Origin of the sequence: Buchnera aphidicola (Mollitrichosiphum nigrofasciatum) (assembly GCF_039388045.1) — a bacterium.
GTDB lineage: Bacteria > Pseudomonadota > Gammaproteobacteria > Enterobacterales > Enterobacteriaceae > Buchnera_K > Buchnera_K aphidicola_B.
Genome location: NZ_CP135015.1, coordinates 319,420 through 333,163, shown reverse-complemented (window position 1 = coordinate 333,163; position 13,744 = coordinate 319,420). Strand labels below are relative to the sequence as shown.

At 19.2% G+C, this 13,744-nt stretch carries 13 protein-coding genes and 1 tRNA gene; 6 read left to right on the top strand and 8 right to left on the bottom strand.

Features of this window, described 5'->3' with window-relative positions; translation table 11 throughout:
- Nucleotides 1–4: 4 nt before the first annotated feature.
- Nucleotides 5–634, bottom strand: a complete 630-nt coding sequence (gene clpP / locus RJT30_RS01550) for an ATP-dependent Clp endopeptidase proteolytic subunit ClpP (protein WP_343190231.1) — start codon at nt 632–634, stop codon at nt 5–7.
- A 401-nt stretch (nt 635–1,035) separates the two neighbouring features.
- On the opposite strand from clpP, the gene cyoA reads away from it, so the two are divergent.
- From cyoA to cyoE, 5 genes are all read left to right on the top strand, one after another.
- Nucleotides 1,036–1,878 carry a ubiquinol oxidase subunit II gene (gene cyoA / locus RJT30_RS01545; protein WP_343190230.1) on the top strand — a complete coding sequence of 281 codons (843 nt, stop codon included), beginning with the start codon at nt 1,036–1,038 and terminating at the stop codon, nt 1,876–1,878.
- A 62-nt stretch (nt 1,879–1,940) separates the two neighbouring features.
- On the top strand, nt 1,941–3,935 hold the full coding sequence (gene cyoB, locus RJT30_RS01540; protein ID WP_343190229.1) for a cytochrome o ubiquinol oxidase subunit I: 1,995 nt from the start codon (nt 1,941–1,943) through the stop codon (nt 3,933–3,935).
- Entirely contained in the window at nt 3,925–4,536 is a 612-nt protein-coding gene (gene cyoC, locus RJT30_RS01535) for a cytochrome o ubiquinol oxidase subunit III (protein ID WP_343190228.1), read from the top strand. Before cyoB ends, cyoC begins: the two co-directional genes overlap by 11 nt.
- Nucleotides 4,536–4,904, top strand: a complete 369-nt coding sequence (locus RJT30_RS01530; protein WP_343190227.1) for a cytochrome o ubiquinol oxidase subunit IV — start codon at nt 4,536–4,538, stop codon at nt 4,902–4,904. The genes cyoC and RJT30_RS01530 overlap by 1 nt, the downstream gene beginning before the upstream one ends.
- A complete protein-coding gene (gene cyoE / locus RJT30_RS01525) occupies nt 4,897–5,763 on the top strand; it encodes a heme o synthase (protein ID WP_343190226.1) in 867 nt (288 codons plus the stop codon). The genes RJT30_RS01530 and cyoE overlap by 8 nt, the downstream gene beginning before the upstream one ends.
- 9 nt (nt 5,764–5,772) lie before the next feature.
- Here the strand turns inward: cyoE and RJT30_RS01520 are convergent, their stop codons facing one another.
- The 4 genes from RJT30_RS01520 to ribH all read right to left on the bottom strand — a co-directional run bounded on the left by RJT30_RS01520 (nt 5,773) and on the right by ribH (nt 8,230).
- The gene (locus RJT30_RS01520; RefSeq protein ID WP_343190225.1) at nt 5,773–6,096 is read right to left on the bottom strand and encodes a TusE/DsrC/DsvC family sulfur relay protein; all 324 of its coding nucleotides are present in this window, start codon (nt 6,094–6,096) and stop codon (nt 5,773–5,775) included.
- Nucleotide 6,097: 1 nt separating this feature from the next.
- Nucleotides 6,098–6,538 (bottom strand): transcription antitermination factor NusB, encoded by a 441-nt coding sequence (gene nusB, locus RJT30_RS01515; RefSeq protein WP_343190492.1) that lies wholly within the window; start codon nt 6,536–6,538, stop codon nt 6,098–6,100.
- Nucleotides 6,539–6,587: 49 nt separating this feature from the next.
- On the bottom strand, nt 6,588–7,685 hold the full coding sequence (gene ribD / locus RJT30_RS01510) for a bifunctional diaminohydroxyphosphoribosylaminopyrimidine deaminase/5-amino-6-(5-phosphoribosylamino)uracil reductase RibD (RefSeq protein ID WP_343190224.1): 1,098 nt from the start codon (nt 7,683–7,685) through the stop codon (nt 6,588–6,590).
- 83 nt (nt 7,686–7,768) lie between these two features.
- The gene (gene ribH / locus RJT30_RS01505) at nt 7,769–8,230 is read right to left on the bottom strand and encodes a 6,7-dimethyl-8-ribityllumazine synthase (RefSeq protein WP_343190223.1); all 462 of its coding nucleotides are present in this window, start codon (nt 8,228–8,230) and stop codon (nt 7,769–7,771) included.
- A 211-nt stretch (nt 8,231–8,441) separates the two neighbouring features.
- On the opposite strand from ribH, the gene RJT30_RS01500 reads away from it, so the two are divergent.
- Nucleotides 8,442–8,515 (top strand) — tRNA-Met (locus RJT30_RS01500).
- Nucleotides 8,516–8,599: 84 nt separating this feature from the next.
- On the opposite strand, the gene recD is transcribed toward RJT30_RS01500, so the two are convergent.
- Genes recD through RJT30_RS01485 form a run of 3 tightly spaced genes read right to left on the bottom strand, consistent with a single transcriptional unit; the run spans nt 8,600 to nt 13,736 of the window.
- Nucleotides 8,600–10,336 (bottom strand): exodeoxyribonuclease V subunit alpha, encoded by a 1,737-nt coding sequence (recD, locus tag RJT30_RS01495; protein WP_343190222.1) that lies wholly within the window; start codon nt 10,334–10,336, stop codon nt 8,600–8,602.
- 26 nt (nt 10,337–10,362) lie between these two features.
- Nucleotides 10,363–12,435, bottom strand: coding sequence for a 3'-5' exonuclease (locus tag RJT30_RS01490; protein WP_343190221.1), 2,073 nt, complete (start codon nt 12,433–12,435; stop codon nt 10,363–10,365).
- The gene (locus RJT30_RS01485) at nt 12,432–13,736 is read right to left on the bottom strand and encodes a UvrD-helicase domain-containing protein (RefSeq protein WP_343190220.1); all 1,305 of its coding nucleotides are present in this window, start codon (nt 13,734–13,736) and stop codon (nt 12,432–12,434) included. The genes RJT30_RS01490 and RJT30_RS01485 overlap by 4 nt, the downstream gene beginning before the upstream one ends.
- Between the last annotated feature and the right edge of the window lie 8 nt (nt 13,737–13,744).

Here is a 13,744-nt window from a genome sequence, read left to right as displayed (position 1 = left end):
TTATTTATAATCTTTGAATTAAAATTTCATCAATTAAACCATATATAATTGATTCTTGAGCTGAAAGAAAATAATCTCTTTCAGTATCTTTTATAATCTGATTAATTGGTTGACCAGTGTTTAATGATAAAATTTCGTTTATTTTTTTCTTCATTTTTATTATTTCATTGGTATGAATTTCGATATCTGACGCTTGTCCTTGAAATCCACCAATAGGTTGATGTAGCATAATTCTTGAATTTGGCAAAGAGAATCTTTTTCCTTTTGTACCTGAAGATAATAAAAATGCACCCATGGAACATGCTTGTCCTATACAAATTGTACTAACATTTGGTTTTATAAATTGTATAGTATCGTAAATAGACATTCCTGCACTAATTATTCCACCTGGTGAATTTATGTATAAAAAAATATCTTTTTCTGTATTTTCTGATTCTAAAAATAACAATTGTGCTACAATGATATTAGCTGTATCATCATTAATAGCCCCTGTTAAGAAAATAATTCTTTCTTTTAATAATCTAGAATATATATCATAAGCCCTTTCCCCTCTTGCGTTAGTTTCTACTACCATAGGTATTAAAGTTTGATTAAAATTGTTTTTTGTTTCGCTTGAGTTGTTTTTAAATGACATTTATTTAGCCTTATTAAAGTGTTTATTTTAATTTAATATTATTATATATTATATTGTAATTTAAAAAATTAATATTAAAAGTTATATTTTTTGATTTTTAAATAATAACAGTTTTATTATCTATTAATCAAATAATTACTAAATATTTTTATAATATTTTTTAAAAAATAAATTTTTAGTAATATTTAATTTATAATATTTTAATAAATTTTAAATTTTTTATATTTATTTAAATTATATTCTATTTTATATATTATGAATAGCAAGAAATATTTTAAATATGTTTAATATTATTTAAAATAATTATATTATTTATTTTAAAATATTTTACTTTTTTAAATTATATTAAATTTAAAATAATTATAAATTTTAATATAATATTTTAAGGTATAATAATATTTATGAAAAGTAAAATTAATTTTTTTTTTATTTTTGTTTTAATTTCATTTATTTTTATCAAATGTGGTCATGCATCATTATTTTATCCTAAAGGTGAAATTGCTGTTCAACAACAGAAAATTATATTTTTATCTTTTTATACAATGTTAATTATTGTATTGCCAGTGATATTGATGACTATTTTCTTTGCATATAAATATAATGTAAAGAATAATAATAAAATTTATCAACCTGACTGGAATCATTCATTTAAAATAGAATTTATTGTTTGGTTTGTTCCAATTATTATAATTTTATTTTTATCGAATATTGCTTGGAAATCTACGCATAAATTAGATCCTAGTAATGCAATTATTTCCAAAATTTCACCTATTAAAATTGATGTCATTTCTTTAAATAAAAAATGGTTATTTATTTACCCAGATCAACATATTGCTACTATTAATCAATTAATATTTCCTAATAATACTCCAATAATTTTTAGAGTTACTTCTAATTCTTTAATGAATTCATTTTTTATTCCTTCTTTAGGAAGTCAAATATATGCTATGGCTGGTATGATTAATAAATTAAATTTAATAGCTAACGAACCTGGTTTATATAAAGGTTTTTCTGCAAATTATAGTGGTGTTGGTTTTTCTAATATGAAGTTTAATGTACTTGTTACTCCTGATAATATGTCTTTTCAAAATTGGCTTCATAACATTAAAAATAAAACTATAAATATAAATATTTTGAGTAAATTTGATAAAATTTCTAGTTCTCCTGAGGATTATAAAATGCGCTATTTTAATCATGTTAATTCTCATTTATTAGATATAATTGTGAATCGTTTTCATAATTAAGAATTATTTATATTAATATTTTTATTAAATTATTTTATATGTATTTAATTAAGGATATATAAATGTTTGGCAATTTAAAATTAAGTGTTATTCCATTTCATGATCCTATTATAATGACTACTTGCATTTTTATTATAATAGGTGTTTTTACAATTGCTTTATTATTAACATATTTTAAAAAGTGGGGATATATATGGAACAAATGGATTACATCTGTAGATCATAAAAAAATTGCTATTATGTATTTTATTTTAGCTTTTGTTATGTTATTTCGTGGATTTGCTGATGCAATTATGATGCGATTACAGCAATTTCTTGCTTCTACTGAATATAATAGTGCAGGTTTTTTACCAGAACATCATTATAATCAAATATTTACAGCGCATGGTGTAATAATGATTTTTTTTGTAGCTATGCCTTTAGTTATTGGTTTTATGAATTTTATTGTGCCTTTACAAATTGGTGCTAGAGATATGGCTTTTCCATATTTAAATAGTATTAGTTTTTGGTTAACATGCAGTGGAGCGATTTTAATTAATTTATCTTTAGGTATTGGGGAATTTGCGCAAACTGGTTGGTTAGCTTACCCTCCTTTATCTAGTATTCAATATAGTCCTGGAGTGGGTGTTGATTATTGGATTTGGAGTTTGCAAATTTCTGGTTTAGGTACTATTTTAACTTCTGTAAATTTTTTAGTAACAATATTATGTATGAGAGCAAAAGGCATGTATATGTTTCGCATGCCTGTTTTTACTTGGACTACATTATGTTCAAATATTTTAATATTAGTTTCTTTTCCAGTATTGGCTGTGACTTTATTTTTATTAACTTTAGATCGTTATTTGAATTTTCATTTCTTCACAAATGATTTTGGTGGTAATATTATGATGTATGTAAATTTAATTTGGATTTGGGGTCATCCAGAAGTTTACATTTTAATTTTACCTGCTTTTGGAATATTTTCTGAAATTGTTGCTACTTTTTCAAAAAAATCTTTATTTGGGTATTTTTCATTAGTTTGGGCAACTGTTGCAATTACAATATTATCGTTTATTGTATGGTTACATCATTTTTTTACAATGGGTGCTGGATCTAATGTAAATACTTTTTTTGGGATTATGACAATGATTATTGCTATTCCTACAGGTGTAAAAATTTTTAATTGGTTATTTACAATGTATATGGGGCGTATTTATATGCATTCTTCTATGTTATGGACTATAGGTTTTCTTATTACTTTTACTTTTGGTGGAATGACTGGTGTACTAATGTCTATACCAAGTATAGATTTTGTTTTACATAATAGTTTATTTTTAGTTGCGCATTTTCATAATGTTATTATTGGCGGCGTAGTTTTTGGTTGCTTTGCGGGTTTTAATTATTGGTTTCCTAAATTTTTTGGTTTTATTTTAAATGAAAAGTGGGGAAAAATATCATTTTGGTTTTGGTTTATTGGTTTTTTTATAGCTTTTTTACCTTTATATATTTTAGGTTTTATGGGTATGACTCGTCGTTTAAGTCAAAATATTGATACAGAATTTCATTTTTTATTATCTGTAACGATATTCGGTACATTGTTGATATTTTTTGGAATTTTATCACAAATTATACAAATTATTATTTCTATTTATGAACGTAAACAAAATATTGATATTACTGGCGATCCATGGAATGGACGAACATTAGAATGGTCTATTCCTTCTCCACCTCCTTTTTATAACTTCTCAAAAAGTTTAAATATATCTTGTAGAGATCAATTTTGGGAAGATAAAAAAAAATTAAATTTAAATAAAAAATTTTTTTATGAAAAAATTATTATGCCTAAAAATACAAGTATTGGTATAATTATAGCTTTTATTGCTTCCTTATTTGGCTTTTCAGCAATATGGCATATATGGTGGTTATTTACAATTTCTATAATATTTATAATACTTTATTTAGTTAAATTTAGTTCTTATGATGTAAAACATTATATTGTTTCTAAAAAAATAATTAAAAAAATAGAAAAAAATCACATAAAAATTAATAAACAGGTTAAATATTACAATGAAAAATAACTTTATTGTTAAAAACACTATTCAGTTAAATCAAAAAAAAGAATATTCTATTGATTATAAAAAAATACTTGGATTTTGGTTTTATTTAATGAGTGATTGTATTATTTTTGCTACATTATTTGCTGTTTATGCAGTTATGGTTAATAATGTAGCATTAGGACCTTCAGGGGTAGAAATATTTAAATTACCTTTAGTTGTCTTAGAAACAATTATATTGTTAATTAGTTCTTTTACTTATGGAATTTTTTTAGTTTTTATAATTAAAAAAAAAAAAAATATTCTATTATTTTTATTTTTGACTTTTTTTTTAGGTATTGTATTTTGTGGTTTAGAATTATATGAATTTTACACATTAATTCAAGAAAATTATGGACCTTATACAAGTGGTTTTTTATCTGCTTTTTTTGCTTTAATAGGTATGCATGGTATACATGTTATAGTAGGTTTAGTATGGATTTTAGTGATGGTTTATCAAATTTTATTTTTTGGAATTAATAAATTAATTTTTGGTAGGTTGATGTGTCTTGGGTTATTTTGGCATTTTTTAGATATATTATGGATTTTTATATTTACTTTTGTGTATTTATTTGGGGTTTTATGATGAAAAATAATATAAAAAAAAATAATTCTATTCTTGATTTTGATAAATGTATTTTTTTTGATAATTTTTTTTATGGTTATTGTATTGGTTTTTGTATTTCTTTGTTTTTGACTATAATATCTTTTTTAATAGTTTTTTTAAATTTATTTTCGAATGTTTTGACAATTATTGTTTTGTCATGTTTATTAATTATACAAGTTTTTGCGCAGATAAAATATTTTCTTCATTTAAATATAATGAATAAAAATTATTGGCATATGTTTGCACTAGTATTTGTTTTAATTATAATTTCTATATTGTTTGTTGGTACAATCTGGATTATGTATCATTTAAAGCATAATATGTTTGTGGTTTATATATATGAGTAAAATAAAAAAAATTTTTTGTTATTTAGAATTAATAAAACCTCGTTTAATAATAGGTAATATTATTACAATGATTGGTGGTTTTTTTTTAGCTTTTAAATCTGAATATTATATAAATTTTTATGTTTTATTGTATTCTGTTGTAGGTTTATTTTTTGTTATAGCTTCTAGTTGTTTATTAAATAATGTAATTGATTATAAAATTGATGCTAAAATGTATAGAACTAAAAATAGAATTTTAGTTCAAAATAATTTTTTACGTAAACAAGCTATAGTTTATGCTATAGCTTTTTTTTTTTTAGGTGAGTTTTTTTTTATTAATTATGTAAATATTTTAACTGCTTTTTTGTCTTTTTTAGGTTTATTTATTTATGTTGTTTTGTATAGTTTATGTAAACGTTATTCAATTTATTCCACTATAATAGGATCTTTTTCAGGTTCTATGCCTATTATTATTGGTTATTGTGCTGTTAAAAATAAATTTGATTTATGTGTTGTTTTATTATTTTTAATTTTAACATGCTGGCAAATATCTCATTTTTATGCTATTTCTATTTTATATGAAAATGATTATAATAATATAAAATTTCCTATTTTTTTAATAGAAAAAGGTTTTTTAAAAACACAATTAAATATTTGTTTACATATATTTTTATTTTTTATTTCTATTATTATGTTGTATCTTAATGGTTTTTTAAATACAACATGTAATTTTATTATGAATGTATTAATATTTATTTGGTTTGTAATTTCTTATATAATTTGTAAAAAAAAAAGTTCTATTTTTTTAAAAAAAATGAATGTTTATTATTCTATTATAATTATTGTTTCTTTTAGTTTTTTAATTACTGTTAATTATTAATTTATTTTTTTAAAAACATTTATTAGGTTTTGGTAAACCAGCAATTTTACTAGCTTGTTTTACCGGACCTTTTGGAAATAAAGACAATAAATATAAACTATTGTTTTTTTTTTTAAATTTTTTTTTTGTTTTTTTTAATAACATTCTATTAGATGGAACTAAATTATATTTTTTATAAAATTTTTTTATTAAATATATGATTTCCCAATGATCTTGACTTAAATTTATTTTTTCTATAGTAGCTATTTCTTGTGCGATGTTTATATTCCAGTCTGTTTTATTTTTTAAATATCCTTTTTCGTCTTTTGGTATTTGTGAATATTTTTTTTTCATTTTATGTATTTATATTATTTTTAAATTTTTTTGTTATTCTTTTTTTTTTAATTATTGCTGCATCTAAAACGCCATTTATAAATTTATGACTATTTTTGGAACCAAATTTTTTTACTAATTCTATGCTTTCATTTATTATTACTTTATTTGGTATATCATTTCTATATAATAATTCATAAAAAGAAATACGTAAAACTATTTTTTCAATTTGATCAAGATTATTAAATTCTCTATTTATAAATTTTTTTATATAATTATCTATTATTATATAGTGTGTTGTTATACCTATAATTATTTCATTAAAATATTGTATATCAAATTTTTTTTTTATTTGTTTTAAAAAATTTTTTTTAATATTTAAAATATTTTCATTGGATATTTGCCAAGAATATAAAGCTTGTAAAATATATTTTCTAGCTCTTTTTCTTTTTTTTTGTTTTATATTTTTATATAATGTATTTTTTTTCATATTAATTTAAATAATAGATTTGTTATTTTTTTATATTGAAATAATTAGTGTCTAATTTTATACGTATATCTTCACCTATTTTTTTAATGCTGTCAAATTTTAATTTTATTGCTTTAGATAAATTTATTGTTTTTATTATAGCTAATGGTTTTGAATTATTACCTAAAATTTTTGGTGAAATGTATAAAATTAATTTGTCTATTATTTTTTCTTTTAACAATGTGCTAAATAATTTTGGTCCAGATTCTATTAACAAGTTATTTATATTTTTATTCCCTAATAATTTAAATAAATGTATTAAATTTATTTTATTATTTATTTTAGGAATAATTAATTGTTTTACATGCTCAGGCCATATTTTTTTATCTTTTTTAAATCTTATTAAAAATATTTTACTTTTAAATTTTATTATTTTTTGGTTTGGTTGAATTTTATTTTTACTGTCTATAATAATTCTTATGGGTTGAGTATTTATTTTTTTTAGTATGTTTTTCTTTCTTATATTCAATAATGCATTATCTTTTATTACTGTATTACTTGTACTTAATATTGCATCGTTTTTTGCTCTTAATTTTTGAACATTGGATCTAGATTTTTCAGAAGTAATCCATTTACTATCTCCGTTTTTTAAGGATACTCTACCGTCAATAGATGTTCCCATTTTAAATGTTATAAAAGGTAATCCAGTTTGCATTCGTTTTATAAAACCTTGGTTTATTTTTTTAGATATTTTATTTAATAAACCTAATTTTACTTCTATACCAGCTTTTTTTAATTTTTTTAATCCTTTTCCAGAAACTAAAGGATTAGGATCAATCATAGAACATACTACTTTATTAATTTTAGCGGAAATTATTTTTTTATAACATGGAGAAGTTTGTCCATAGTGTGAACATGGTTCTAATGTAATATACATTGTGGAGTTAATTGTTTTTTTTTTAGCCATCTTTATTGCTATTTTTTCTGCATGTGGTGAACCTTTTTTTTCATGCCAACCTGATCCTACTATTTTTCCTTTTTTATTTACTATAATGCAACCAACATTTGGATTAGGTTTGGTTGTAAATTTTCCCTTTTTTGCTAATTTTATTGCTTTGTACATATATATTTTATCATTCATATTGTATTTAAATTATAGTATTTAATAATTAATAAAATATTGATATTATAATACATATGTTTAAAAATAAAATTTTTTATTTTTTAATTTTTTTGGTTTATTTTTTTTATTATTTTTATCATTTCTAATGCACATAATGCTGCTTCTGATCCTTTATTTCCCATCTTTCCTCCTGAACGGTCAATAGCTTCTGCAATGTTATTTGTAGTTAAAATTCCATAACTTATTGGTATATTATAATCAAGGCTTATTTGAGCAATTCCTGAGCTAGTTTGTTGGGAAATATATTCAGAATGTTTTGTATCACCTTTTATAATTGCACCTAAAGTAATTATTGCATTGTATTTTTTTTTGCATGCTAAGTTTTTAATTATTAATGGTATTTCAAAAGCTCCTGGAACTGTTATTATTTTTATGTTTTTTTTTTTTATTTTACCAATTCTTTTTAAGATGTCTAAAGCACCAGATAATAAGTTTTTATTAATAAAATGATTGAATCTCGATACAACTATTGCTATTTTTTTTTTAATATTTATTATTTTCATTTTTTTTTTTATCTTTTGAAAATTAATTTTATTTAATATTATTAATAATATTAAATTTACAATATTTTATTTATAGAATGTGTTATGAATACATGTAATTTTATTAATTTGCAATATTTTATTATTTAAATTTTAATATTTATTATATAATAAATATTAAATAAAAGAGTTGTTTTTTAAAAATATTTAATATATAATGTAACTATTATATAGCGGGATGGAGCAGCATGGTAGCTCGTCGGGCTCATAACCCGAAGGTCGTTGGTTCAAATCCAACTCCCGCAATTATTTTCATTTCATTTTTTTAAAATATATTTTATTTAAGTTAATTATTTAATTTTAAAATAATTTATTTTTGATTTTTTATTTTTAAAAATAATTTATTAAACCACAATATCTTTTTAATTTATTTTTGCAAATTTTAATAAATATTTTTTTGTTGCCGCAAATGGTTATTTTTTTTTTTGCTCTAGTTATTGCTGTGTATATTAATTTTTTAGTTATTTTTTTTTTAAATAAATTTGGTAAAATTATATAAATATTTTCAAATTCTGATCCTTGAGATTTATGTATTGTGGTACACCAAGTTGTTTCATAATTATTTATGTTGTATAAAGGTATTTTTTTGTTTTTAAAAAAAACTATAATATTATTATTAATTATTTTAATAATGCCTATTTCTCCATTAAATAAATTTAATATAGGATTATTTTTTGTAATCATAATTGGTTTTCCATCATATATAATGAAATTGTTTATTTTTTTATAAGGTTTTTTTTTAATTATATAATATTCAATATATTTATTAATTTTTTTTGTTCCAAATGGCCCTTTTTTAATTGTGCATAAAATTCTGTATTTTTTAAATTCTTGTTCATTTTTAATATTATGGTAATATTTAATTATTTGTTTTATTATTTTTTTATAGTCTGAAATTTTTTTTATTTTTATAAATTTTATATTTTTGTTTTTTTTTTTGATAAATTTTTTTATTTTTTTATTGGATTTTTTTTTTTCAAGTATTATTTGGGATAATTTATTAATTTCTGATGTTTTATTAAATCGAAAGTTAGTTGTTAATTTACATATTTTAGTTTTTGAATAGTTTATTTTATTTATATTATAATTTTTGTTTGTAATTAAAGTACTTGTTTTTTCTTTTGTATTTTCTTTATACATGTATTTACATATATTGTTAAAAAAACTGCTAGAATTAATTGGCTCAATTTGATTTGGATCACCTAATAATATTATTTTTGTTTTTTTAGATATTGCATGAATTAAATAATTCATTATAAAAAAATCTATCATAGATGTTTCATCGATTATTAAGATGTTTGCATTTATTTTTCTTTTTTTATTAAATAAAGGTTTTTGTGAATTTTTTTTAATTCCTAGAATATAATGTAAGGTACGTGCTTTATATTTTATTTTGTTTGTTTCTCTTTTTTTTAAATTACTATTTTTAATTATTTTATTGAATTTTTTTTTTAATACTAACGTTGCTTTTGCAGTAGGAGCAGATAATATTATTTTTTGTTTTTTTTTTTGTATTTTTATTAAAATTATTATTATTTTACCTACTATAGTTGTTTTTCCAGTACCAGGACCTCCTATGATTATTGTTTTATTGTAGGTTAATGTTTTTATTATTGTTTTTTTTTGTTTTTTATTAAAATGGTTTTTTATTAAATAATTAATTAAAATTTCTTTTTGTTTATATTTTAATGATATTTTTTTTTCGTTTTTTAAAAAAAAATTTGATATATTTTTTTCATAACTCCACATTCTATATAAATAAATATTATTTTTGAATATGATTAAAGGTTTTATTTTTTCACCTTTACTACATATATCACTATTTAATAACATTTTTTTTATTTTTTTTTTTTTTTTAAGTTTCTTATAATTATTATAAAGTTTGTTTTTTTTTATTATTTTTTTTATTGGTAAACAAATATTTCCTTTTTGTGTAAGTTTTATTAATAAATATAAAATAAAATTTATTTCTGGTTTTTTTTTTTTTTTTAGAAACAAAATAAAATAATAACTAGTTAAATTTATTTTTTTTTTTTTAAGTGCTGTTTTAAATATTTTTTCTTTCATTTTGTTATTCTTATTTATTTAAATATTTAAAATAAATTGTTTAGTTTTTGTATTAATTTTTTTTTTGGAAGAGTGTAGAATATCGCGTTTTTTTTTTTTTTTTTATTTACTGCTCTAATAAATAAAAAATATATTCCACCGAAATGTTTTTCAAATGAATATTTTTGTATTTTATTTTTAAGATATCTATGCAAAGCTATGCTATATATTTGATACTGTATATCATATCTGTATTGTATTATTTTTTTATATATGTTTTTTTTTTTATAATGACAATCCTCAGATCCTAGCCAATTAGATTTATAATCTAAGATATAATATTTATTTTTAAATTTAAAGATTAAATCAATATATCCAATTAATAAACCTTTTGTTTTTTTAAAATTCATTGTTTCTGATTTTTTAGAGAATTTATCAAATTTTTGTATTATTTTATTTATTATTTCGCATTTTAATTTATTTTTAATTGGTATGTAAAATTCCATTTCTTTAATATAGTCATTTTTTTTTAATTGTGTTAAAGAAAAATTTTCTTCATTTAAAGGATAATTTACAATGTATTTTATCCATTTTTTTAAATTTTTAAACCAATGTTTATCTATATTGTATTTTTTCATTTCTTTTTTAATTATTATTGTATCTATTTTTTTATTAAATGTTATTTTTTTTAAAATTTTATGTAACATCAATCCTGAATTTTTACCTTTCGGAAAAGTATGATTGTTTTTTTTTATTATTATTTCGTTTTTATATTTTTTTTTTATTACTTTGTTTTTTACGCATAATTTTGAATAACTAAGTACATTTATGTAGTTTTTTTTTTTTTTTTCTTTAATATAAGAGTATTTTTTAATTTTATAATATGTTTGTAATATTTTTTTAGGTTCGATTTTATTTTTATGAACATGAATATATGGGTCATTACTTAATTTTTTAATATTTTTTTTAAATTCCGCAATTGTGTCATCTTTTTTTTTTTGTATTAAATAACCTAAAGCACTTTTATGTGATTCTAATATTCTATTTTTTTTATATTTATGTTTTGATTGTATAATAGGTGCAATAGATATGCTACAATGTAATATAGACCTGGTTAAAGCTACATATAATAATCTTAAATTTTCAGCAATTTGTTTTTTTTTGGTTTTTTTTTCGATATTCTTGTTATTTGTAATTAATTTATTATTTTTTGTCCATGTTTTGTTGTAATTCATGGCAAATGGAATCCAGGTAATTAAATATTCTGAACCTTTGGACATGTGTATAGTACTAATATTTATATAATTATCATTTATTATATATTTTTTTTTATTTTTTATATTATTTTTTTCAAAAATTTTGTTTTTAAACCAAGCTATTAATTCATATTTATCAAAAATGTATTTTGATTTTTTTTCTATTAATTGACCTATATATAGTAAATTATTTATTTTATTAATATCACTAGAATATTTTTTTTTATTATAAGTATTAAAATCTTTTATTATATTCCATAATACAGCAAATATTCCTATTTTTTGCCATAAAATTTTATATTTATTAAATTTTTTAAGTATTTTTTCAGTTTGATTGAAATTATATAATTTTTCAAAATTTTTTGTTATAATATTTGTCGCAATAGCTGCATGAAATTTTTTTTTATTTTCTAAGTTTAAAATTGCGCGAAATATATATAATATCTCTTTTGCTTCTTCAGTTTTATAAATGTTTTTTTTTTTAGAATAGAATATAGATTGAATATTTAATTTACGTAATTTTTTTTTTATAATTTCTGCTTCGTATTTGTTATTGACCAGAATGGTTATGTCATTTGCTTTTATTGGACGTAATATATTTTTCATAATAATTAAATTATTTTTATTATCATATAGCCATCTACTAATAGAATTTACACATTGTTCAGCAGACCATTTTTTATATTCATGTAATTTTTGTTTTTTTGTGTTCGTAAATATATATAATGGTTTTATTTCTTGAGATTGAATTAATATTTTATTATTCGTGTGACAATTTGAAGACATAGTTGGTGTGAAATTTATTTTTTTTAAACAAAATGGATTTTTTTTTCTTTTAAAAAGAGTATTTATAGCGTTATTCATATTTGGAGAAGATCTCCAATTGGTATGGAGTGTGTAAATTTTTTGTGTTTTTTTTCTTGCTTAAAATATGTTTTAATATTTGCTCCTCTAAAATTATAAATTGCTTGTTTAGGATCTCCAATTAATAATAGTAAATATGTTTTTTGATTTTTATATATTTTGTTAAATATTTTATATTGTTTTCTGTCAGTATCTTGAAATTCATCAATGAATCCAATTGGGTATTTTTTTTGTATATGTTGTACAAATTTTTGTTTTTTATAAACTTTTTTGTATATCTCGTTAATTAAATCTTCATATTCTATATATTTTTTTTTTTTTTTTTTAACAATTTTTGGTATAATATTTAAAGCATGTTTTATTAAATATTGTTCTGTTTTTATTTTTTCTATATATACTTTATTTATAAAAATTATTATTTTTTTATTAAATTTCTTAAAAATTTTTTTTTTATTATTTTTTATTTTTTTTTTTAAAATACTTAATTCTTTAGGTATATCATAATTTTTAGTAATACAATATGCCCAATTATTTATTTTTTTAATACTTTTAAATATTATTATATTTTTTTTTTTTTTTTTTTTAATTTTGCTATATATTTTTATCCATTTTTTTTTGAAATTTTTTATTTTTTCAATTATTTTTAGGTGTTGGGTTATTATATTTCTTTTTTTTTTTGTTTTTTTTTTTATGGTTTTTTTTATTTGTATTATTGGGTATATAATTTTAAATAATTCATATGGGTTTTTCCAATATTTTAATATTATGGTGAGTAAATTTATTGGTAATGTACTGTAATATTTTTCCCAAAATTGGTTTGTTGCTTTTAGATATATTTTTTTTGAATCTTTTATTATTAATTTATTATTTTTTGATGGATATTTATATGAATAATTTTCTAATATTTTTTTACAAAAACCATGTATAGTATATATTTCAATGTTATCAATTTTTTCTTCTGCTTTTTGTAATAAATATATTGATTGTTTAATATTAGTAATATGTTTTAAAAAAAAAGTGAATTTTGTTTTTTTTTTATTAATTATTGTTTTTTTTAATTCTGAGATATTTTCTCTTATTCTTTTTTTTAATTCAAGGCATGCTGTTTTTGTAAATGTTACTATAAGAATTTGTTTAATTGAAAATGGTTTATTATATTTTTTTTTTAAATTAATACCAAGTAAAAATCTTAAATATAACATAATTATAGTAAATGTTTTTCCAGTTCCAGCAGAAGCTTCAATAAAAACATTTCCATATATTTTTTTTGCAAAAATATTAATATTTTTTTTGTATTTCATAATTTTTT